At 72.2% G+C, this 20,067-nt stretch carries 23 protein-coding genes; 10 read left to right on the forward strand and 13 right to left on the reverse strand.

Annotated features, from left to right (window positions below; translation table 11 throughout):
- Positions 1–54 precede the first annotated feature (54 nt).
- Positions 55–846, reverse strand: coding sequence for a hypothetical protein (locus ACFWBN_RS34010; RefSeq protein ID WP_385183719.1), 792 nt, complete (start codon positions 844–846; stop codon positions 55–57).
- A 176-nt stretch (positions 847–1,022) separates the two neighbouring features.
- On the opposite strand from ACFWBN_RS34010, the gene ACFWBN_RS34015 reads away from it, so the two are divergent.
- The 3 genes from ACFWBN_RS34015 (at position 1,023) to ACFWBN_RS34025 (ending at position 4,218) form a co-directional block, all read left to right on the forward strand.
- On the forward strand, positions 1,023–2,294 hold the full coding sequence (locus ACFWBN_RS34015) for a magnesium transporter MgtE N-terminal domain-containing protein (RefSeq protein WP_385183723.1): 1,272 nt from the start codon (positions 1,023–1,025) through the stop codon (positions 2,292–2,294).
- 58 nt (positions 2,295–2,352) lie between these two features.
- On the forward strand, positions 2,353–3,006 hold the full coding sequence (locus ACFWBN_RS34020; protein WP_385183774.1) for a DUF1003 domain-containing protein: 654 nt from the start codon (positions 2,353–2,355) through the stop codon (positions 3,004–3,006).
- Positions 3,007–3,102: 96 nt separating this feature from the next.
- Complete coding sequence (locus ACFWBN_RS34025; RefSeq protein ID WP_385183776.1) at positions 3,103–4,218, forward strand: Mrp/NBP35 family ATP-binding protein; 1,116 nt, start codon at positions 3,103–3,105, stop codon at positions 4,216–4,218.
- Between the two features lie 140 nt (positions 4,219–4,358).
- Here ACFWBN_RS34025 and ACFWBN_RS34030 read toward each other — a convergent pair whose 3' ends face one another.
- The 5 genes from ACFWBN_RS34030 to sigE form a co-directional block, all read right to left on the reverse strand.
- Positions 4,359–5,117 carry a hypothetical protein gene (locus tag ACFWBN_RS34030; RefSeq protein ID WP_385183725.1) on the reverse strand — a complete coding sequence of 253 codons (759 nt, stop codon included), beginning with the start codon at positions 5,115–5,117 and terminating at the stop codon, positions 4,359–4,361.
- A gap of 137 nt (positions 5,118–5,254) precedes the next feature.
- A complete protein-coding gene (locus ACFWBN_RS34035) occupies positions 5,255–5,689 on the reverse strand; it encodes a sec-independent translocase (protein ID WP_385183727.1) in 435 nt (144 codons plus the stop codon).
- Between the two features lie 57 nt (positions 5,690–5,746).
- A complete protein-coding gene (locus tag ACFWBN_RS34040; RefSeq protein WP_385183730.1) occupies positions 5,747–7,081 on the reverse strand; it encodes a S1C family serine protease in 1,335 nt (444 codons plus the stop codon).
- 54 nt (positions 7,082–7,135) lie between these two features.
- Positions 7,136–7,813 (reverse strand): zf-HC2 domain-containing protein, encoded by a 678-nt coding sequence (locus ACFWBN_RS34045; protein ID WP_385183733.1) that lies wholly within the window; start codon positions 7,811–7,813, stop codon positions 7,136–7,138.
- A complete protein-coding gene (gene sigE / locus ACFWBN_RS34050; RefSeq protein ID WP_385183736.1) occupies positions 7,810–8,589 on the reverse strand; it encodes an RNA polymerase sigma factor SigE in 780 nt (259 codons plus the stop codon). The genes ACFWBN_RS34045 and sigE overlap by 4 nt, the downstream gene beginning before the upstream one ends.
- Before the next feature lie 178 nt (positions 8,590–8,767).
- Between sigE and ACFWBN_RS34055 the strand changes: the two genes are divergently transcribed.
- Complete coding sequence (locus ACFWBN_RS34055) at positions 8,768–9,430, forward strand: O-methyltransferase (protein ID WP_037919526.1); 663 nt, start codon at positions 8,768–8,770, stop codon at positions 9,428–9,430.
- A 150-nt stretch (positions 9,431–9,580) separates the two neighbouring features.
- Here ACFWBN_RS34055 and ACFWBN_RS34060 read toward each other — a convergent pair whose 3' ends face one another.
- Positions 9,581–9,748 (reverse strand): DUF3117 domain-containing protein, encoded by a 168-nt coding sequence (locus ACFWBN_RS34060; protein ID WP_003966491.1) that lies wholly within the window; start codon positions 9,746–9,748, stop codon positions 9,581–9,583.
- Between the two features lie 332 nt (positions 9,749–10,080).
- Here ACFWBN_RS34060 and ACFWBN_RS34065 point away from each other — a divergent pair, with 332 nt between their 5' ends.
- On the forward strand, positions 10,081–10,884 hold the full coding sequence (locus tag ACFWBN_RS34065; protein ID WP_385183739.1) for an enoyl-CoA hydratase/isomerase family protein: 804 nt from the start codon (positions 10,081–10,083) through the stop codon (positions 10,882–10,884).
- Positions 10,885–10,931: 47 nt separating this feature from the next.
- On the opposite strand, the gene ACFWBN_RS34070 is transcribed toward ACFWBN_RS34065, so the two are convergent.
- Positions 10,932–11,510 (reverse strand): DNA-3-methyladenine glycosylase I, encoded by a 579-nt coding sequence (locus ACFWBN_RS34070; protein ID WP_385183741.1) that lies wholly within the window; start codon positions 11,508–11,510, stop codon positions 10,932–10,934.
- Positions 11,507–11,860 (reverse strand): DivIVA domain-containing protein, encoded by a 354-nt coding sequence (locus ACFWBN_RS34075; protein ID WP_385183744.1) that lies wholly within the window; start codon positions 11,858–11,860, stop codon positions 11,507–11,509. The genes ACFWBN_RS34070 and ACFWBN_RS34075 overlap by 4 nt, the downstream gene beginning before the upstream one ends.
- 76 nt (positions 11,861–11,936) lie before the next feature.
- Here ACFWBN_RS34075 and folP point away from each other — a divergent pair, with 76 nt between their 5' ends.
- Entirely contained in the window at positions 11,937–12,797 is an 861-nt protein-coding gene (gene folP / locus ACFWBN_RS34080) for a dihydropteroate synthase (protein ID WP_385183747.1), read from the forward strand.
- A gap of 80 nt (positions 12,798–12,877) precedes the next feature.
- Here the strand turns inward: folP and ACFWBN_RS34085 are convergent, their stop codons facing one another.
- Both ACFWBN_RS34085 and dapE read right to left on the reverse strand, forming a co-directional pair.
- Positions 12,878–13,636, reverse strand: coding sequence for a TIGR00730 family Rossman fold protein (locus tag ACFWBN_RS34085; RefSeq protein WP_385183750.1), 759 nt, complete (start codon positions 13,634–13,636; stop codon positions 12,878–12,880).
- A gap of 64 nt (positions 13,637–13,700) precedes the next feature.
- Positions 13,701–14,780 (reverse strand): succinyl-diaminopimelate desuccinylase, encoded by a 1,080-nt coding sequence (dapE, locus tag ACFWBN_RS34090; protein ID WP_385183753.1) that lies wholly within the window; start codon positions 14,778–14,780, stop codon positions 13,701–13,703.
- 86 nt (positions 14,781–14,866) lie between these two features.
- Between dapE and ACFWBN_RS34095 the strand changes: the two genes are divergently transcribed.
- Positions 14,867–15,850: a hypothetical protein gene (locus ACFWBN_RS34095; protein ID WP_385183756.1), complete on the forward strand. Its 984-nt coding sequence runs from the start codon at positions 14,867–14,869 to the stop codon at positions 15,848–15,850.
- Between the two features lie 225 nt (positions 15,851–16,075).
- Positions 16,076–16,450 carry an ATP-binding protein gene (locus ACFWBN_RS34100; protein WP_385183759.1) on the forward strand — a complete coding sequence of 125 codons (375 nt, stop codon included), beginning with the start codon at positions 16,076–16,078 and terminating at the stop codon, positions 16,448–16,450.
- A gap of 82 nt (positions 16,451–16,532) precedes the next feature.
- Here ACFWBN_RS34100 and dapC read toward each other — a convergent pair whose 3' ends face one another.
- Together dapC and fdxA are read right to left on the reverse strand one after the other, a co-directional pair.
- A complete protein-coding gene (dapC, locus tag ACFWBN_RS34105; protein ID WP_385183762.1) occupies positions 16,533–17,642 on the reverse strand; it encodes a succinyldiaminopimelate transaminase in 1,110 nt (369 codons plus the stop codon).
- Between the two features lie 105 nt (positions 17,643–17,747).
- On the reverse strand, positions 17,748–18,077 hold the full coding sequence (gene fdxA / locus ACFWBN_RS34110; RefSeq protein WP_030713714.1) for a ferredoxin: 330 nt from the start codon (positions 18,075–18,077) through the stop codon (positions 17,748–17,750).
- Positions 18,078–18,194: 117 nt separating this feature from the next.
- Between fdxA and ACFWBN_RS34115 the strand changes: the two genes are divergently transcribed.
- Together ACFWBN_RS34115 and ACFWBN_RS34120 are read left to right on the forward strand one after the other, a co-directional pair.
- On the forward strand, positions 18,195–19,181 hold the full coding sequence (locus ACFWBN_RS34115) for a GNAT family N-acetyltransferase (RefSeq protein WP_385183765.1): 987 nt from the start codon (positions 18,195–18,197) through the stop codon (positions 19,179–19,181).
- On the forward strand, positions 19,178–19,969 hold the full coding sequence (locus ACFWBN_RS34120; RefSeq protein WP_385183768.1) for a transglutaminase-like domain-containing protein: 792 nt from the start codon (positions 19,178–19,180) through the stop codon (positions 19,967–19,969). The genes ACFWBN_RS34115 and ACFWBN_RS34120 overlap by 4 nt, the downstream gene beginning before the upstream one ends.
- The last annotated feature ends 98 nt before the right edge of the window (positions 19,970–20,067 follow it).

Genomic DNA, 20,067 nt, shown 5'->3' on the forward strand with positions numbered 1-20,067 from the left:
CCGTCCGGGGGGACCCCCACGCCTCAGACGCCGGCGAGGCTGGATATTGCCGGGCTACGGCTTTGTCGGGTTCGACCCCTGGCCCGAGCCCTTCGACGGCGCCGGGGCCGGCTCGCCGTTCTGGTCCTTCGTCGTCGGGAGCTGCGTGCCGTAGTCCACGGTCTGGTCCTGCGCGGGCGGGTCCAGCGGGAAGGTCTTGCCCCACTCCGCGAGCTCCACCCGCCCGGCGCCCCCCGCACGCTCCATGAGCAGCGGGTACGGGGTCCCCTCCAGGGACACCGAAAGCTTGCCGCCCTTGCCCGCGTCCGCCGTGACCTGGACCGCGCGGGTGTGCCCGACCTGGGTGTAGGAGCCCTTGGCCAGCTTCCCCTCCAGCCCGAGCAGCCCGTCCAGCAGCACGTCCATGTCGGTGAAGCCGCGGAACTGCTTGTACGAAGGGTCGGCCTCCGGCACCTTCACGTACTTGTCGCCGAGCTTGCCGGCCGAGTCTGACTTGCCCCAGAAGGCCGCGTTGGCCTTCAGGTACAGCTGCTCCCCCACCCGCAGCAGCTGGAACGTGTCGTCCTGGGACTTCACCTCGCCGGAGCCGCCGTCCGACTTCAGCCGCATGTCGAGGGTGAAGGTCTTGCCGCCGCTCACCAGCGTGCCGGACAGGTGCACCGAGTCCGCCCCGGTCACGGCCGCCTTCGCCTTCTCCTCGATCTTGTCCGCGGAGAGCTTCCCGACCCCGTTCGTCCCCTCGTCCGGATCCTCCCCGCAGCCCGTGCCGGTGACGGCGAGTCCCGCGCACAGCGCACCGATGAAGGCGGCCCGGCGCAGCCTCGCGGCGGGGAAGTAGGCGGTCACGTGCGGGTGCCTCTCGTCGTCGTCTTCGAGCAGCAGGCAGCGTACCTGTCCGGGGCCCGCGGCCCTCAACCCCCCATGGAGACCCCGGCCGGACGCCCCACCAGGACGCTTGCCCGCCCCACGGGCTAGCCTGAGGGGCGGCAGGACTGTTGATTGACGCGTCTGGAGGCGCTCGGATGGCTGCAGGCGCCCCACGGATCTTCGTTTCGCATCTGTCGGGTGTGCCCGTCTTCGACCCCAACGGCGACCAGGTGGGCCGCGTCCGCGACCTCGTCGCGATGCTGCGCGTCGGCGGCCGTCCGCCGCGGCTGCTGGGCCTGGTGGTCGAGGTGGTCAGCCGGCGCCGGATCTTCCTGCCGATGACCCGGGTCACGGGCGTGGAGTCCGGGCAGGTCATCACCACCGGCGTCGTCAACATGCGGCGCTTCGAGCAGCGCCCCACCGAGCGGCTGGTCCTGGGTGAGCTGCTGGACCGGCGGGTGAAGCTGGTCGCCGACGGCGAGGAGGTCACCGTCCTGGACGTGGCCATCCAGCAGCTGCCGGCCCGCCGGGACTGGGAGATCGACAAGATCTTCGTACGGAAGGGCAAGTCGGGTGCGCTGCGCCGGCGCGGCGAGACCCTGACCGTGGAGTGGTCCGCGGTGACCGGCTTCTCCCTGGAGGAGCACGGGCAGGGCGCCGAGAACCTCGTCGCCACCTTCGAGCAGATGCGCCCGGCCGACGTGGCGAACGTCCTGCACCACCTGTCGCCGAAGCGGCGCGCCGAGGTGGCCAACGCCCTCGACGACGACCGGCTGGCGGACGTCATGGAGGAGCTGCCGGAGGACGAGCAGGTGGAGATCCTCGGGAAGCTGAAGGAGGAGCGCGCCGCCGACGTCCTGGAGGCGATGGACCCGGACGATGCGGCCGACCTGCTCTCCGAGCTGCCGGAGGACGACAAGGAGCGGCTGCTGACGCTGATGCAGCCGGACGACGCGGCCGACGTGCGGCGCCTGATGTCCTACGAGGAGCGGACCGCGGGCGGTCTGATGACCACCGAGCCGATCGTGCTGCGGCCCGACGCGACGGTCGCCGACGCGCTGGCCCGCGTACGGCAGGCGGACCTGTCGCCGGCGCTGGCGGCCCAGGTGTACGTGTGCCGGCCGCCGGACGAGACGCCGACGGGCAAGTACCTGGGCACCGTGCACTTCCAGCGGCTGCTGCGGGACCCGCCGTTCACGCTGGTGAGCTCGATCGTCGACACGGGCCTGGCGCCGCTGCGGCCGAACGCCTCGCTGCCCGTGGTGACCAGCTACCTGGCCGCTTACAACATGGTCGCCGTGCCCGTGGTCGACGAGAGCGGCTCGCTGCTGGGCGCGGTGACGGTGGACGACGTACTGGACCACCTGCTGCCGGACGACTGGCGCGAGACCGACTTCCACTCCGAGGAGGTCGTGAATGGGCACTGACCGGGGGCGCGGCGACCAGTCGCGCGAGCGGCGGCAGCTGCGGGAGCGGCGCGAGCAGATCCGGGAGCGGCGCGAGCAGGCGCGGCAGCAGGCGCGCGATCACGGGCTGGCCGAGGCGGCCGCGGAGCGGGTGGAACGTTCTTCCTTCGAGCGCGGCGAGCGGGCGAGGGCCGGTCAGTTCGGCCCGTCGACCGGTTCGAGCGCGCTGACGCGTTCGCGGGTCCGGCTGGACCTGCCGCGCCCGGCGCGCCGGCGGCTGCTGCCCGAGTACGACCCGGAGGCGTTCGGGCGGCTGTCGGAGCGGGTGGCGCGGTTCCTCGGCACGGGCCGGTTCATCGTCTGGATGACGGTCGTCATCATCGTCTGGGTGCTGTGGAACATCTTCGCGCCGGACGACCTGCGGTTCGACCAGTACCCGTTCATCTTCCTGACGCTGATGCTGTCGCTGCAGGCCTCGTACGCCGCTCCGCTGATCCTGCTGGCGCAGAACCGGCAGGACGACCGCGACCGGGTCAATCTGGAGCAGGACCGCAAGCAGAACGAGCGCTCCATCGCCGACACCGAGTACCTGACGCGGGAGATCGCGGCCCTGCGGATGGGCCTGGGCGAGGTCGCCACGCGCGACTGGATCAGGTCCGAGTTCCAGGACTTGATCAAGGAGATGGACGAGCGGCGGCTATTCCCGTCGGAACGTGACGAAGGCGACCGCTGACGGGCTTACCTGCGGCGTGCTACCGAGCCGTACCATCGGGGCATGGCTATCGACACAAGCTCCGCGGACGCCGCCGCCGTGCCTGAGCAGGACGCGATCCTGGACGCGCTGGCGACCGTGAACGACCCCGAGATCCACCGGCCGATCACCGAGCTCGGCATGGTGAAATCGGTGGAGATCGGCGACGGCGGCGCGGTCGCCGTCACCGTGTACCTGACCGTGTCGGGCTGTCCCATGCGCGAGACCATCACCACGCTGGTCACCGAGGCCGTCGAGAAGGTCGCGGGAGTCACCTCCGTCGCGGTCACCCTCGACGTGATGAGCGACGAGCAGCGCAAGGAGCTGGCCGCCACGCTGCGCGGCGGCACCGCCGAGCGCGAGGTGCCCTTCGCGAAGCCGGGCTCGCTGACCCGTGTGTACGCGGTCGCGTCCGGCAAGGGCGGCGTCGGCAAGTCCTCGGTCACCGTCAACCTGGCCGCGGCGATGGCGGCCGACGGCCTGAAGGTCGGCGTGGTCGACGCGGACATCTACGGCCACAGCGTGCCGCGCATGCTCGGTGTCGAAGGCCGTCCGACCCAGGTCGAGAACATGATCATGCCGCCGTCCTCGCACGGCGTGAAGGTCATCTCGATCGGCATGTTCACCCCGGGCAACGCGCCGGTGGTGTGGCGCGGTCCGATGCTCCACCGAGCCCTCCAGCAGTTCCTGGCGGACGTGTTCTGGGGCGACCTGGACGTGCTGCTCCTGGACCTGCCGCCGGGCACCGGCGACATCGCGATCTCCGTGGCGCAGCTGGTGCCGAACGCGGAGATCCTGGTCGTGACCACCCCGCAGCAGGCCGCGGCCGAGGTCGCGGAGCGGGCCGGCTCGATCGCCGTGCAGACCCACCAGAAGATCGTCGGCGTCGTCGAGAACATGTCGGGCCTGCCGTGCCCGCACTGCGACGAGATGGTGGACGTCTTCGGCTCGGGCGGCGGCCAGAAGGTCGCCGACGGCCTGACCAAGACGGTCGGCGCGACGGTCCCGGTGCTGGGCTCGATCCCGATCGACGTCCGGCTCCGCGAGGGCGGCGACGAGGGCAAGCCCGTCGTCCTGTCCGACCCGGACTCCCCGGCCGGCGCGGCCCTGCGCTCCATCGCCGGCAAGCTCGGCGGCCGCGCCCGCGGCCTCTCGGGCATGTCCCTGGGCATCACCCCCAGGAACAAGTTCTGACCCCGGTTGTGGGCAATCGTCCCGCAGGGCGGGACGGGTGGGCACAACCCCGCCACCGGCCCGCACCGGGGCGCGCAGCGTGAAAAGGGCACCGCCGACCAGCGGTGCCCTTTCCCGTACCCGTACTCGTACCCGCAGGGCTACTCGTACGCGCCGAGGTCCGAGATCACCGAGAACCCGAGCCCGTACGCACTCATCCCCCGCCCGTACGCACCCAGGTGCACCCCGCTCCCGGTGGACCCGGCGAGCACCCACCCGAACTCCGACTCACGGTAGTGAAACGGCGTCGGCTCCCCGTCCACCGGCAGCGACAGCGTCGACCAGTCCGGCCCCCCGAGGTCGTCGGCGAGTTCCCACGCGGCCTCGGTCTGCTGGTCGAGCCAGTCGCTGCGCAGGGAGTGGTCCATCTGGCCGGGCCAGCTGTAGGCCAGCAGCCCCGAGCCGGCCAGCCAGGCGGCCGAGGAGACCGAGGTGGCCTCCAGGGTGCCGGTGCCGTCGCCGCTGCGGCGGAGGGGATTGTCCGCGATGGTGATGACCACCGCGAAGCGCTCCTTCTCGCCGGTCGCGATCTCGCCCCGGGCGGACGGCTCGTCGCCGTGGCCGGTGGAGCCGTGCTCGACGGTCCCGTCGGCGGCGGTGCCCACCTGCATGAGCCAGCGGGGGCCGGTGAAGGCCCCGTCCAGCCCGTACCAGGGGAAGCCGGCCGCCTGGAACCCCTCGGCCGTCCGGCGGGTCGCCGGGACGGGCCCGGTGCCCTCCTGCGGCTGCGCGTCCGCGGGTGTCTGCGCGGCGGGCGTGGGCGTGGGCGTGGTCTGCGCGTCCTGCGCGGGTCCTTCGGCGGCCGGGGCGGGTGCCTCGGCGGTCTGCGCCCCGACCCGGCTACTGCTCGTCGTCTCCATCTGAGCGGCCTCTCGTTCCGTGGGGTCCGAACCGACCCTCCCCCTAGCTGTGCTGGGGGGACCCCCACCTCGGGCGTCCTGGATCCGGACTCATGGAGGATAGCCACCCGACCGCGGATCGCCGGGCAGGCCGCGCCTCAGGTGGCGTCGGCGTCGAAGCGTGCGGCCTGGTTGGAGGCGGGAGCCGCGGGCTTCTTCAGCAGGTCGGGACCGGTGCCTTCGGCGGGCGTGGCGCCCGGGGCGGGGTCCGTCTCCTTGCTGTTGACGGCGTCGGTGACGTCGTTCAGCTCCTTGCGGAGATCGAAGCTGCTGCGGATCTCCTTGAGGTCCTCGTTCTCCGTCAGCTGCTTGCGGATGAAGGTCTTCGGATTCAGGTCCTCGAACTCGAAGTCCTTGAATTCCGGGCCGAGTTCGGAGCGGATGTCAGCCTTCGCACTGTCCGAGAACGCACGGATCTTCCGGATGACGCCCGTGACGTCCTGAATCACCTTGGGCAGCTTGTCCGGCCCGAAGACGAGAATGGCGAGCACCACGATCGTGACCAGTTCGAGTGCGCCTATGTCGTTGAACACCTTGCCGCTCCTCGGCTCTCTTCACTGCGGGCCCGGACACACGGTACCCCAGGGCTCTCACGAGCCGTTCGCCGATCCGAGCACCACTTCCAGCGTTCGCTCACGGCCCTCGCGCAGCACCGTGAGGGTCAGCGGATCGCCCGGCCGGTGGGCCCTGATCTTGATGATCAGCTCGTCGCCGCCGTGCACGCGCACGCCGTCCACCTTGGTGATCACATCGCCGGCCTTGATCCCGCCGCGGGCGCCCGGCCCGTCGGCGACCACCGCCGGCTTTCCGTCCTCGCCCTTGTCCCCGACCCGGGCTCCGTCGCCCGTGTACTGCATGTCGAGGGTGACGCCGATGACGGGGTGCGTGGCGCGGCCGGTGGCGATCAGCTCCTCGGCGACGCGCTTGCCCTGGTTGATCGGGATGGCGAAGCCGAGGCCGATGGAGCCGCCCTGGCGGACGCCCTCGGCGCCGTCGTCGCCCTTGTCGGCGCCGCGGATCGCGCTGTTGATGCCGACCACGTGGGCCTTGGAGTCGAGGAGGGGGCCGCCGGAGTTCCCGGGGTTGATCGGAGCGTCGGTCTGGAGGGCGTCGACGTAGCTGATGTCGCTGCCGTCGCCCTTGTCGCCGCCCGCGGTGACGGGCCGGCCGGTGGCGCTGATGATGCCGGCGGTGACGGTGTTGGAGAGGTCGAACGGCGCGCCGATGGCCACCACCGGGTCGCCGACCTTCACGTTCTCGGAGTTGCCGAGGCTCAGCGGCTGGAGCCCGCGGACCCCGCTGACCTTGACCACGGCCAGGTCGTATCCGGAATCGCGGCCCACCAGCTCGGCGGTGACGCTCTCGCCGGTGCTGAAGGTGACCGCTATCTCCTTGGCGTCGGCGACCACGTGGTTGTTGGTCAGGATGTGCCCCTGCGGGTCGAGTACGAAGCCGGTACCCGTCCCGCTGCTCTTCTCGCCCCGTACGTGCAGGGTGACCACCCCGGGCAGTGCGGTGGCCGCGATGCCCGCCACGCTCTCGGGCGCGCGCCCCTTGTCCGCGGCGACCGCGGCCTGGGGCAGCTCCAGCCGGGTGCTGCTCTCCCGCTCGGCGAGCACGCCGAGGTACCCGCCGACCCCGCCGGCGAGCAGGGCCGTACCCAGGCTGAGGGCCGCCACCTGCCACAAGCGGAATCCGCGGCCGGGCCGGCCGCGGTCCACGACCTGCAACGGCTGGGCGCCCCAGGGGTCGTACTTCACCTCGCGGGCGGCCGGCTCCCGGTGCTGCTCCTCCGCCCCCTCGGCCCCGCCGTCAGCGCTCCCTTCGGGCCTCGGGGCGGGAACCCCTTCGCCGCGGGCGTCCGCCGTGCCCTCGGGCCGGCTCCACCACTGCGGAGCCGGATCGGTCTGCTGCCTGTCGGCCATGGGCGCTCCCCGCGTACTCGTGCGCATGTGCCGCAGATTCAATCAGGTCCCGGGTCAGCGCAGCAGGGAGACCGGGCGGGCCGTACTCGGCGGGGAGGGGTGGAGCGGTGGAAGCGGGGTCGCGACGGTCGACAGGAGACTCGGTACGGCCGCGGGCGTGGGCACGCGGTCGCGGACGGACGCGTCCGCCACGGACACGGCCGGGCCCGGGCCGGGCCGGGAGGCGGGCGCCGGGGAGTCCCCCCGCGCGTTCGGATCCACGGTCTCCAGCGGCAGCGAACCGCCCAGCGCGAGCGCGGCCAGCGATACGGCTCCCGCCGCGACGAAGGCGAAGCGGCGGCGTGGACGGCCGACCTCGTGGATCCTGAAGCCCTCCTGCCGCGGACGCGCAGCCGGCAGGCCGTACGCGAACGAGGCGAAGGGATCGGCGCCGACGGAACCCTGCTGCCCCCGCGGTCCTGCGGGACCCGCGGGACCGGAAGGTCCGTCGAGGCCACCGCCCGGGAGGCCCTGCAAGCGTGCCAGCAGCCCCTCGGACAGCGGTGGCGGCGCGCTCTCCACGAACATGGTCTTCAGACGGCGCTGGGCATCGGCCTCGGCCTTGCACTTGGCACAGGTGGCCAGGTGGGCCAGGACCCGCTCGCGCGCGTCGTGATCGAGCTCGCCGTCCACGAGGGCGGCAAGCCGGTCGCCCAGGTGCTGTTCGGCGGGGGACGGACTGACTCCGCTCACTCGGCTCCGCCCTCTCCCCCGGCGCCCGGCGCGCCCACCGCCACCCCGGCCAGCGCACGCTGCTCCGCACGGGCCTCGGGAGAACGGTGCTTGAGCGCCTTGCGCAGGTGCGAACGGCCCCGGTGGATACGGCTGCGCACGGTGCCGAGCTTCACGCCGAGCGTGGCGGCGATCTCCTCGTACGACAGGCCCTCGATGTCGCACAGCACCACGGCCGCGCGGAACTCGGGAGCCAGGGTGTCCAGCGCCTGCTGCACATCCGCGTCGAAGTGCGTGTCGTGCAGGACCTGCTGCGGGGACGGCTCACGGCTCGGCAGCCGCTCGGCGGCGTCGTCGGCGAGCGCGTCGAAGCGGATCCGCTGCTTGCGGCGGACCATGTCCAGGAACAGGTTCGTGGTGATGCGGTGCAGCCAGCCCTCGAACGTGCCGGGGGTGTACGTGGACAGCGAACGGAAGACGCGGACGAAGACCTCTTGGGTCAGGTCCTCGGCATCGTGCTGGTTACCCGTCAGACGGTAGGCAAGGCGGTAGACCCGCGCGCTGTGCGTGCTGACGATCTCCTCCCACGAAGGAGGGGTCCACGCCTGCGAGCCCGCATCGGCGGCAAAGGTCGCGGTGGTTGCGGTGTCGGCGGTGTGGAAGCGGTCAGCAATGTAGGTCACGGATTTCGGCTCACCCGCCGACCAGAAGAGGCGTCTCAACACGCCCCCACGATCCACAGGCGCAGCCGCACCTCCCCTGTCGGCTCTGGTGGTGTCCAGTGGAGTCCCTACCATAGCCACCCCCTCCGTCAGCTCCGGATAAGCATTTTTGCAGTAACTTTGCACGGATCTTGAGGCCCGGAAGGGTCCTTGCCGCCGATCTGCCCGGCGCCGTCCCTTCTGATCCCGCCTCCACCCTTCACAACGCCCGGTCCCATCTGCGGGTTCCCGACGTCAACGGATACAGTCACCGTTGCGCCAACTATGGGGACAGGAGAGGGTCATTACCGGCAACCGGCAGACGAGCTGGGCGTTCGCCGACGCGTTTGTCGCCGAGGACGACGCTCTGCGATGGGCCCGCGACCGGTCCAGGGAAGCGGGCCTGCGCTCCGTCTCCCCCGGCACCGGGGCCGCGCTGCGCCTGCTGGCCGCCACCGCGGACGCCAAGGCGGTCGCCGAGATCGGCACCGGAACCGGCGTTTCCGGCATCCACCTGCTCCACGGAATGCGCCCCGACGGGGTGCTGACCACGGTGGATCCCGAAGCCGACCGGCAGGCCTTCGCCCGCCAGGCCTTCCGCGCCGCCGGCTTCGCGGGCAACCGCGCCCGCTTCATCCCCGGCCGCGCACTCGACGTACTGCCCCGCCTCGCCGACGGCGGGTACGACCTCGTCTTCTGCGACGGCGACCCGGCCGAGTCCCTCGACTACCTCGCCGAATCGTTGCGCCTGCTGCGCCCGGGCGGACTCGTGTGCTTCGAAGGGGTCTTCTCCGACGGCCGTACGGTCGACTCCGCGGCCCAGCCGGTGGAGGTGCTCCGGGTCCGCGAGCTGCTGCGCAGCGTCCGGGAGAGCCCCGCCCTGGAGGCGGCCCTGCTCCCGGTGGGCGACGGGCTGCTGTGCGCCGTGCGGCGCTGACCTCGGCGCAGCAGGGCGCAGACGGGCAGACGGACAGACGGCCTCCGGCGACAGCCGGGGCGGGCCCGTACGCGGACACAACGCTGCCCCGGCCGCTTGTAGCGGTCGGGGCAGCGCAGAGAATGCAGAATGCAGATGGTGCCGACGCTGTTAGCCGACGACCTTCTTCAGGGCGTCACCCAGGGCGTCCGCCTCGTCCGGGGTCAGCTCGACGACAAGCCGACCGCCGCCCTCGAGCGGTACGCGCATGACGATGCCCCGCCCCTCCTTGGTGACCTCGAGCGGGCCGTCGCCCGTCCGCGGCTTCATGGCCGCCATGCTCGTTCCCCTTCCTGAAACCAGCTCATCGTCAGCCGACGGCCCCATTCAGGCGCCTGGAACCCGGCATCGAACACATTGCTTCCCGGCCATTATCCCGCATGTCAGGACCCGATGACCAACATCGGCAGGGAACGCTTGCGCAACGCGCTCGGCCAAAACCACTCATTTCGGGGACCCGCCTGCGATACTTCGCCGCCGCACCCGGAGTACGGCATCCGCTTTCTTTGACGCACATCACATGTGCACGTGCGGCCGGGTCCGCCATGCTGGCCCTTGCACCGGCCGGTACCGGCCGGTAGTAATCCCGCGACGAAGGGGGACTCCCTGCCATGGCCGACAGCGTGCTCTACGAAGTGACCGACGGACTCGCGACCGTCACGATCAACCGCCCGGACGCGATGAACGCCATGAACACCGAGGCCAAGGTCGCCCTGCGCGACGCGGTCCAGGCCGCGGCCGCGGACCCGGCGGTACGGGCCGTCCTGCTCACCGCCGCCGGAGACCGGGCCTTCTGCGTGGGCCAGGACCTCAAGGAGCACATCGGAAACCTCGCGGCGGACCGCGAGAACGGCTCCTCGCTCACGATGAGCACGGTCGCCGAGCACTACAACCCGATCGTGCGGGCGCTCACCGAGATGCCGAAGCCGGTGGTGGCCGGGGTGAACGGCGTCGCGGCCGGGGCGGGCTTCGGATTCGCGCTGGCGGCCGACTTCCGGGTCGTCGCCGACACCGCCTCCTTCAACACCTCCTTCGCCGGGGTCGCACTGACCGCCGACTCCGGGGTCTCCTGGACCCTCCCCCGCCTGATCGGCGCCTCCCGCGCCTCCGACCTGCTGCTCTTCCCGCGCTCGGTCAAGGCCCAGGAGGCGTACGAGCTCGGCATCGCCAACCGCCTGGTCCCCGCGAACTCCCTGCACGCCGAGGCCGAGGCCGTGGCCCGCGCGCTGGCCTCGGGCCCCACGGTCGCGTACGCCGCCCTGAAGGAGTCCCTGGCGTACGGGGCCTCCCGCTCCCTCTCCGAGGCCCTGGCCCACGAGGACACCCTCCAGAGCCGCGCAGGGGCCTCCGAGGACCACTCCATCGCCGTCCAGGCCTTCCTCGCCAAGCAGCCGCCGAAGTACCTGGGCCGCTAGCCGCCGGCACCGCCGGCGCGCCCGCCCCGCCCGGGGCGGCCGCCGGATCAGGCCGGGTCGCGCGAGACGCAGTCGGCCAGGTGGTCGTTGACCAGCCCGCAGGCCTGCATCAGGGCGTAGGCCGTCGTGGGCCCGACGAAGCGGATGCCCGCCTTCTTCAGCGCCTTGGCCAGGGCCGTGGACTCCGGGGTGACCGCCGGGATCTCGGTGATCGCCCTGGGGGCCCGCCCCGGCTTCTCCGGCGCGTACGACCAGATCAGCTCGTCCAGCTCGCCCGGCTGCCACCCGGCCAGGACCTTCGCGTTGGCCAGGGTCGCCTCGATCTTGGCCCGGTTGCGGATGATCCCCTCGTCGGCGAGGAGCCGCTCGGCGTCCCGCTCGTCGAAGGCGGCGACCTTGGCGATCCCGAAGTCCGAGAAGGCCTTACGGAATCCCTCCCGCCGCCGCAGGATCGTCAGCCAGGACAGCCCCGACTGGAAGGCCTCCAGGCACAGCCGCTCGTACAGCGCGTCGTCGCCGTGGACCGGGCGGCCCCACTCCGTGTCGTGGTAGGCGACGTAGTCCTCCGTGGCCAGCGCCCAGGGGCAGCGCGGCCGCCCGTCCGGGCCCGCCAGTGTGCCGCTCATCGCTCACCGTGCTTGGTGAGGTCGACATGGGCGTCGGCCGGCGCGCCCGCGGCGGAGGCGACCGCTCCGGCGGTCAGCTGCGCGATCCGCGCGTCCCGCTCGGCCAGCTCCGCCGCCAGCCGCTCCAGTACGTCGTCCACCTCGGCCATCCGGTAGCCGCGCGGCGCGACCGGCAGCCGCAGCGCGTCGACGTCCGCCCGCGTGACGGGCCGGGTCTCCGGCAGCCCGTCGGCCACCCGGTCCGGCTCCGCTTCCGGCAGGACGGCCTCCGAGCCGCCCCCGATCACCGCCAGGGTGACCGCTGCCACGACCACGACCAGCGCGATCATCAAGAAGAAGAACACGATCAACTCCCCTGAGAGACTCCGGCCACCAGGTTAAGGTCGCAAGCGAGGCGCAAGGGCCGCCGAAGGAGGAAAGAGCAGGATGCTGCGACTGGGCAGGCGCGAGTTCGACACCCACGAGCCGGTGATCATGGCCATCGTGAACCGGACTCCGGACTCCTTCTACGACCAGGGCGCGACGTTCCGCGACGAGCCGGCACTGGACCGCGTCGAGCAGGCGGTCGCCGAGGGCGCCGCCATCATCGACATCGGCGGGGTCAAGGCGGGCCCGGGCGAGCACGTGGACGCGGCCGAGGAGGCCCGGCGCACGGTCGGCTTCGTGGCCGAGGTGCGGCGCCGCCACCCGGACGTCGTGATCAGCGTGGACACCTGGCGGCACGAGGTCGGCGAGGCCGTGTGCGAAGCCGGGGCCGATCTCCTGAACGACGCGTGGGGCGGGGTGGACCCGAAGCTCGCCGAGGTCGCCGCCCGGCACGGCGTGGGCCTGGTGTGCACGCATGCGGGTGGCGTGGAACCGCGTACCCGCCCGCACCGGATCGCGTACGACGACGTCATGGCCGACATCCTGCGCGTGACGGTCGGCCTAGCGGAGCGGGCCGTGGCGCTCGGCGTCCGCCGCGACGCGATCATGATCGACCCGGGCCACGACTTCGGGAAGAACACCCGCCACTCGCTGGAGGCCACGCGCCGCCTCGACGAGATGACGGCGACGGGCTGGCCGGTCCTGGTCTCCCTGTCCAACAAGGACTTCGTCGGGGAGTCCCTCGACAAGCCGGTCAAGGAGCGCCTGCTGGGCACCCTGGCCACGACGGCCGTCTCGGCCTGGCTGGGCGCGCAGGTCTACCGCGTCCACGAGGTCGCGGAGACCCGCCAGATCCTGGACATGGTCCGCACGATCCAGGGCCACCGGCCGCCTGCCGTGGCCCGCCGCGGCCTGGCCTGACCCCGGCCCGCGCCCCGGCGGTCACCCGCCGGGGGCCGGCCGAGCCGGGGAGGCTACTTCCCGACCACTACTTCCCGACGCTACTTCCCGACTTCCTTCGTCACGAGCGCGATCGCCTCGTCCACGTCGTCCGTGACGTGGAAGAGGTAGAGGTCCTTCTCCGAGGCCTTGCCCTGGGCGATCACCGTGTTGCGCAGCCAGTCGATCAGGCCGCTCCAGTACTCCGTGCCGAACAGCACGATCGGGAAGCGGGTGATCTTCTGGGTCTGGACCAGGGTCAGCGCCTCGAACAGCTCGTCCAGCGTGCCGAGACCGCCCGGCAGGACCACGAAGCCCTGGCTGTACTTCACGAACATCGTCTTGCGGACGAAGAAGTACCGGAAGTTCAGCCCGAGATCGACGTGCTGGTTGAGCCCCTGCTCGAAGGGGAGCTCGATGCCGAGGCCGACCGAGATGCCGTTGGCCTCGCGGGCGCCCTTGTTGGCCGCCTCCATCGCACCGGGCCCGCCGCCGGTGATCACCGCGAAGCCGGCGTCGACGAGCGCGCTCCCGATCCGTACGCCGGCCTCGTACTCGGGCGTGCCCGCCGCGGTCCGGGCGGACCCGAACACGCTGATGGCGGGCGGCAGCTCGGCGAGCGTGCCGAAGCCCTCGATGAACTCCGACTGGATGCGCAGGACCCGCCAGGGATCGGTGTGCACCCACTCGGAGGGCCCGGCCGAATCCAGCAGCCGCTGGTCGGTCGTACTGCCCGCCTTGATCTGGCTCCGCCTCCTCAGCACCGGCCCGAGCTGCTGCTCCTCGGGCCGCCGACGAGCGTTGCCTTCGGGGTTGCCCATGATGTGCTCCCTCCTGCTGATCGTTGGATCAGGGTAGGCGCACAAAGGTGACGGGAAGCGGAATTCAGGAGGTCAGCCAGGCGCGGAGTCGTTCTTCGCAGTGGAGGATGGCCTTCGTTTCGACGCGTTCGTCGACCTTGTGGGCCAGGAGGGCGTCGCCCGGGCCGTAGTTGACCGCCGGGACGCCGAGGGCGCTGAAGCGGGAGACGTCCGTCCAGCCGAACTTGGGCATGGCGCGGCCGCCGACCGCCTCCATGAAGGCCGCGGCCGCCGGGTGGGAGAGGCCGGGGAGGGCGCCGCCGGAGGAGTCGTCGATCACGAACTCGGCGATGTCGCAGTCCGCGAAGACCTCCCGGACGTGGGCGATGGCGTCGGCCTCGCTGCGGTCCGGGGCGTAGCGGAAGTTGACCGTGACCGTGCACGCGTCGGGGATGACGTTGTTGGCGACGCCGCCCTCGATGCGGACCGCGTTGAGGCCCTCGTGGTACTCCAGGCCGTCGATGACCGGCTTGCGGGGCTCGTACGCCGCCAGCCGGGCCAGGATCGGGCTCGCGGAGTGGATGGCGTTGGAGCCCATCCAGCTGCGCGCGGAGTGGGCGCGCTCGCCCTTCGTGCGGAGCAGGACGCGCAGGGTGCCCTGGCAGCCGCCCTCGACCTCGGCGTTGGAGGGCTCCAGGAGCACCGCGAAGTCGCCGGTCAGCCAGTCGGGGTGGGCTTCGGCGACCTTGCCGAGGCCGTTGAGGTCGGCGGCGACCTCCTCCTGGTCGTAGAAGACGAAGGTGAGGTCCCGGTTCGGCTCGGGCACGGTCGCCGCGATGCGCAGCTGTACGGCGACACCGGACTTCATGTCGGTCGTGCCGCAGCCCCACAGGACGTCGTTCTCGTCGAGGCGGGAGGGGACGTTGTCGGCGATCGGCACGGTGTCGAGGTGGCCGGCGAGCACCACGCGCTCGGCACGGCCGAGGTGCGTGCGGGCGACGACGTTGTTGCCGAAGCGGTCCACGGTGAGGTGCGGCAGGGCGCGCAGCGCGTGTTCCACTAGGTCGGCGATTACCTTCTCGTCGCCGCTCACGGAGGGGATGTCGACGAGCCGGGCGGTCAGCTCGGCGGCGTCCAGGGTGAGGTCCAGCTCGGATTCGGGCATGAACCGACCCTAACGCCCCGGGCTGGGGCGCAGCCGCGTGCGTCCGGCCGGTGGACGCGTCATATGCCTCAAGTACGGTGGGCGGCGTGTCCGAGACCCGTGATCCACGCCCCCGTCGCCGCAGGCCGTTCCGTATGGCCGTCGGTCTGCTCGTCCTGATCGCGGTGATCGGTTATTTCGCCGTGCAGCGGTACTCCAACGGCGGCATGGGCGCCCCGTACTGCACGGCCACCGCGACCGGGGCCGGTTCGGCCGGGCAGGACACCGTCCAGTCGTACGAGATGTCTCCGGAGCAGGCGGCCAACGCGGCGACGATAGCCGCGGTCGGGATCGCCAAGGGCCTGCCGGACCGGGCCGTGACGATCGCGCTGGCGACCGCGATGCAGGAGTCGGCGCTGCGCAATCTCGACCACGGGGACCGGGATTCGCTCGGGCTGTTCCAGCAGCGTCCCTCGCAGGGTTGGGGGACCCCGGAGCAGATCATGGACCCGGTGTACTCGGCCGGGATCTTCTACGACCGGCTCGTCGAGATCAAGGGGTACACGCGGCTCCCGCTGACCGTGGCCGCGCAGAAGGTGCAGCTCAGCGGTTTCCCGCAGGCGTACGCGAAGCACGAGACGGACGCGACGGTGGTGACGGCGGCCTTCGGCGAGAACGGCACGCGGGCCACGCTGGCGTGCTCCGGGCCGGCCCCTTCCGCGCCGGGCGATCCGGCCAAGGTGAAGGCGGCGCTGGAGCGGGCCTTCGGCAAGGCGGCGCTGCACGAGGTGCGGGACGGTGCGCCGGGCGGCCGGTCGGCGCCGGGCCGGATCCGGGAGGCCGAGGTCAGCGTCCGGCTGAAGCCGGACGGCGGCCCGGCCGAGGCGCGGCTGGGCCGGGCGATGGCGCACTGGGCGGTGGCCCAGGGGCGGGAGCTGGGCATCGCCCGGGTCTCGTACGGTACGTCCGCGTGGATCGCGGGCAAGGACGGCGACGCGTGGAAGTCCAAGGGCGGCAGCGGCGCCAAGGACGGCGACGGCGACCCGCACAACTCGGGGCCGGGCGAGGTCCGGATCTTCGTCGCTCGCTAGCGATCGGTCGGGCGTACGAGGGGTCACTCCTGCGGGGGTGGTCGCGAGGGCGTGCCACGGGGCCCCTGGAGGGACAGAAGGCCTGGTCGGCGCGCATCCAATGCGCTTGTCGCGGAAGCCGATTAAAGGATGCGTTACCCATCCTTTACCTACCGGCTCCGCAACTCCACCCGCCCCACGAGCGGTTGTACACGGCGTACTCAGCCGCTACCGCTTAGGAGCAACATGTCCCTCCCCCTGACCCGTCGGATCGCCCGTGCCGCGCTGCTCCTCGCAGCCGGGGCAGCGCCCGTGGTCGGTGCGGCCGGCGCGGCCAGCGCCGCGGACGCCCCCGACGCCGCGGCTGCCACGGCCGCGACGGCCGCGGACACCGCGAGCAGCGCCGTCGAGGCCGTTCCTGCGGCCGCTCCGGCCGCCGGCGTGGCCGACCAGGCGGGCGGCCTGCTGGGTGGTCTGCCCGCCACGAAGGACCTGCCCGTGAGCCAGCTGCCCGCGCTGGGCGACGGCCTGCCCACCGAGCTGCCCGGTGGCGCGCCCGAGGGCTTGACCGGTGGCCTGACCGGCGCCCTGCCGGGTGGCCTGCCCGGTCTCGGCGGCTGACCACCGTAGGGCCGCAGGAACCGCAGCAAGGCCGAAGGGGCCGGGAGCACGAACTCCCGGCCCCTTCGGGCTGTTCGGACCGTCAGCCGAGGCGCTTGACGGCGGCCTCGACCCGCTCGTCGGTGGCGGTGAAGGCCACGCGCACGAAGCTCGCGCCCGCCTCGCCGTAGAAGTCGCCCGGCGCGACCAGGATGCCCAGCCCCGCGAGGTAGGCGACCGTGTCCCAGCAGGGCTCGTCGCGGGTCACCCACAGGTAGAGGCTCGCCTCGCTGTGCTCGACCCGGAAGCCGTGCGCCTCCAGGGCCGTGCGCAGCGCCGTGCGGCGGGCGGCGTAGCGGGCGCGCTGCTCCTCGACGTGCGCGTCGTCGCCGAGCGCCGCGACCGTGGCCGCCTGCACCGGGGCGGGGGTCATCATGCCGCCGTGCTTGCGGATCTCCAGCAGCTCGCCGAGCACGTCCGCGTCACCGGCGATGAAGGCCGCCCGGTAGCCGGCCAGGTTGGACCGCTTGGAGAGGGAGTGGACGGCGACGATGCCCTCGTACGAGCCGCCGCAGACGTCGTCGTGGAGGACGGAGACGGGCTCGGCCTCCCAGCCCAGCTCCAGGTAGCACTCGTCGCTGAAGAGCAGGATCCCGTGCTCGCGCGCCCAGGCCACGATCCGGATCAGGTCTTCCTTCGGGATGACCTTTCCGGTGGGGTTGGACGGGGAGTTGAGCCACAGCAGCTTCACGCCGGCCGGGTCGAGCTCCGTAGGGTCGTCGTAGACGACGGCCTCGGCGCCGCACAGCCGCGCGCCGACCTCGTACGTGGGGTAGGCGAGCCGGGGGTAGGCGACCTTGTCTTTCAATGTCCCGGTTCCGGCGCCCAGGCCCAGCTGGGTCGGCAGCCAGGCCACCAGCTCCTTGGAGCCGACGACCGGCAGGACGTTGCGGTGTTCGGCCGCGCTCGCGCCCAGGCGGCCCCGCAGCCAGCCCGTGATCGCGTCGCGCAGGGCGGGCGTGCCCCACACCGTCGGGTAGCCCGGGGAGTCGGCGGCCGCGACCAGGGCGCGCTGGATCAGCTGCGGCACCGGGTCCACGGGCGTGCCGACCGACAGGTCGACGATGCCGTCCGCGTGGGCCGCCGCCGTCGCCTTGTACGGCTCCAGCTTGTCCCAGGGGAAGGCGGGAAGACGGTCGGATACTGCGGCCACGGTGGTCTCTGCTCTCTCTGAGTGCTGGGTGCGGGGGCGGAAAACGCCTCGGTCCCGTGCGGCGGGAAGGCCGTACGGGACCGAGGGGCGCGTCTGCCTGGAAGGTCAGTGCTCGCCGTTGATGCCGGCGGGCAGCGCAGCGATGAAGGGGTGATCGCGCTCGATCAGGCCGAGCTTGGAAGCGCCACCGGGCGAACCGAGCTCATCGAAGAACTCCACATTCGCCTTGTAGTAGTCCTTCCACTCTTCCGGAGTGTCGTCCTCGTAGAAGATGGCCTCGACCGGGCAGACCGGCTCACACGCACCACAGTCGACGCACTCGTCCGGGTGGATGTACAAGGACCGCTGGCCCTCGTAGATGCAGTCGACGGGGCACTCTTCGATGCATGCCTTGTCCTTGACGTCGACACAAGGCTCCGCGATGACGTAGGTCACGCTCTCGTTCCTCCTCGGTAGGGCTTTCCATATCGCGCGGGAGCGCGGCGTCGTCGATGCCCGCACCTAGTATCTCCGTTCCCGGGCACGATCCGAACAGGAGGGGCGGACAGAGCTGTGGAAATCACTGCCGGTGGGCTGCTGGAGGTCCGAATTACCCCAGCTGACGTGGGTAAACGAGTCTCTGTACGACGGGTGGAGGCCGGGCTGGGTGGATCACCCGAGTTCACGGACACGGTAGGTGTTCTCACATCCTGGAACGAGGGTGTGCTGCTGATCACAAAGAAGAACGGCGAGTCCGTCCGCATCGCGGAATCCGCGCTGGTGGCGGGCAAGGTCGTGCCCCCGGCGCCGGCCCGCCGGCGGGGTCCGGCGGCGTCCTTCGAGGAGCTGGCGCGGGTCGCCGCGCGGTCCTGGCAGCCGCTGGAGAGCGAACGGCTGGGCGAGTGGACGCTGCGGGCGGCCGCCGGATTCACCCGGCGGGCCAATTCGGTGCTGCCGCTGGGCGAGCCCGGGATACCGCTGGACGATGCACTCGCGCGAGTGACCTCCTGGTACGCGGAACGAGATCTTCCGGCCTATGTGCAGGCCGCGACGGGGGCCGTCGGCACCCAGGAGCTGCTGATCGCGGAGCTGGAGCGGCGCGGCTGGGCGGCCGAGGTGTCGGCGGAGGTACGGATCGGGGCGCTGGCGCCGGTGGGCGACGTGGACGCGCCCGCGGCCGAGGCCGTACGTCTGACCCGTGTCCCGGACGAGGAGTGGCTGGCGCGCTACGGGAAGGTCACCGACCCGGATCTGGCCCGGCGGATGCTGGTGGCCGGGCCGTCGGTGTGGTTCGCGTCGCTGGCCGGCGGCCGGGCGATCGGGCGGTGCGTGGTGGACGGCCGGTGGGCCGGTTTCGCGGCGGTGACCGTCGATCCGGAGCACCGGCGGGAGGGGCTGGCGACGGCCGTGATGGCCGCGCTGGCCCGCAAGGCCCTGGAGGAGGGCGCGTCGGCGGCGTGGCTCCAGGTGGAGACGGACAACGCGGGGGCGCGGGGCCTGTACGACGGGCTGGGCTTCGCGACGCACCACGCGTACCACCACTACCGGGCGGCGCGGTGAGCCCGTCCTCGCGGGAGCGGTTCGCGGCGGAGGCCCGCTCGGAACGGCCAGACCTGTCGCTGCTGTGCCTGCTGCTGGCGATGGAGGCGGACCCGGACCTGGACGAGCGGGTGCTGGACTGGGCGCAGATCGAGCTGGACCGGCTGGCCGGGATGCTGCCGTACGGGCTGCGGGGCGGGCGGGCGTGGGCCTCGGCGGTGACCCGGCTGCTGGGCGGGAACCTCGGCTTCCACGGCACCCCGGCGGACTACGACCGGCTGTCGTCCTCGCTGCTGCACGAGGTGCTGCGGCGGCGGCGCGGCCTGCCGATCCTCCTGTCGGTGGTCTGGCTGGAGGTCGCCCGGCGGGCGGGGGCGCCGGTGTACGGGCTGGGGCTGCCGGGGCACTTCGTGGTGGGCTTCGGGGACCCGGAGGAGGGCGTGGTGGTGGACCCGTTCGCGGGCGGCGCGTCTCTGGGGGCAGGGCCGGCGGAACTGGCGTCGGGGCCGCGGACCCCGGCCCGCACCCTGGACATCGTGCTGCGGATCCTGAACAACATCCGTGCGTGGGCCTCGGCGCGGCCGGAGCAGTCGGGTGCGGCGCTGTGGGCGCTGGACCTGTCGCTGCTGCTGCCGTCGCATCCGGCGTCGCTGCGGTACGAGCGGGCGCGGCTGCTCATCGAACGCGGGGCGTTCGTGGAGGGGGCGGCGGAGCTCGACGCGTACGCGACCGTCGTGGACGCGGTGGACGCCGCCTCGGCGGCCCGAATCCGCGGCGAGGCCGCGGCGGCCCGTGCCTTGCTGAACTGACCGGTCCCGTCCCGCAGGTGCGGCGCCGTTGCCGGGGGCCAGCCCCCGGACCCCCGCGCCTCAAACGCCGGCGGGGCTACGGATAGCCTCGCCGGCGT

The organism is Streptomyces sp. NPDC059989 (genome assembly GCF_042736975.1).
Taxonomy (GTDB): Bacteria; Actinomycetota; Actinomycetes; order Streptomycetales; family Streptomycetaceae; genus Streptomyces.

Bases quoted from the DNA above. Each gene is read 5' to 3' on its own strand.
- ACFWBN_RS34015 (WP_385183723.1), top strand. From the start codon at position 1,023: ATGGCTGCAGGCGCCCCACGGATCTTCGTTTCGCATCTGTCGGGTGTG.
- ACFWBN_RS34030 (WP_385183725.1), bottom strand. From the start codon at position 5,117: ATGGAGACGACGAGCAGTAGCCGGGTCGGGGCGCAGACCGCCGAGGCA.
- ACFWBN_RS34040 (WP_385183730.1), bottom strand. From the start codon at position 7,081: ATGGCCGACAGGCAGCAGACCGATCCGGCTCCGCAGTGGTGGAGCCGG.
- sigE (WP_385183736.1), bottom strand. From the start codon at position 8,589: ATGGTAGGGACTCCACTGGACACCACCAGAGCCGACAGGGGAGGTGCG.
- ACFWBN_RS34060 (WP_003966491.1), bottom strand. From the start codon at position 9,748: ATGGCGGCCATGAAGCCGCGGACGGGCGACGGCCCGCTCGAGGTCACC.
- ACFWBN_RS34065 (WP_385183739.1), top strand. From the start codon at position 10,081: ATGGCCGACAGCGTGCTCTACGAAGTGACCGACGGACTCGCGACCGTC.
- ACFWBN_RS34070 (WP_385183741.1), bottom strand. From the start codon at position 11,510: ATGAGCGGCACACTGGCGGGCCCGGACGGGCGGCCGCGCTGCCCCTGG.
- folP (WP_385183747.1), top strand. From the start codon at position 11,937: ATGCTGCGACTGGGCAGGCGCGAGTTCGACACCCACGAGCCGGTGATC.
- ACFWBN_RS34085 (WP_385183750.1), bottom strand. From the start codon at position 13,636: ATGGGCAACCCCGAAGGCAACGCTCGTCGGCGGCCCGAGGAGCAGCAG.
- dapE (WP_385183753.1), bottom strand. From the start codon at position 14,780: ATGCCCGAATCCGAGCTGGACCTCACCCTGGACGCCGCCGAGCTGACC.
- ACFWBN_RS34100 (WP_385183759.1), top strand. From the start codon at position 16,076: ATGTCCCTCCCCCTGACCCGTCGGATCGCCCGTGCCGCGCTGCTCCTC.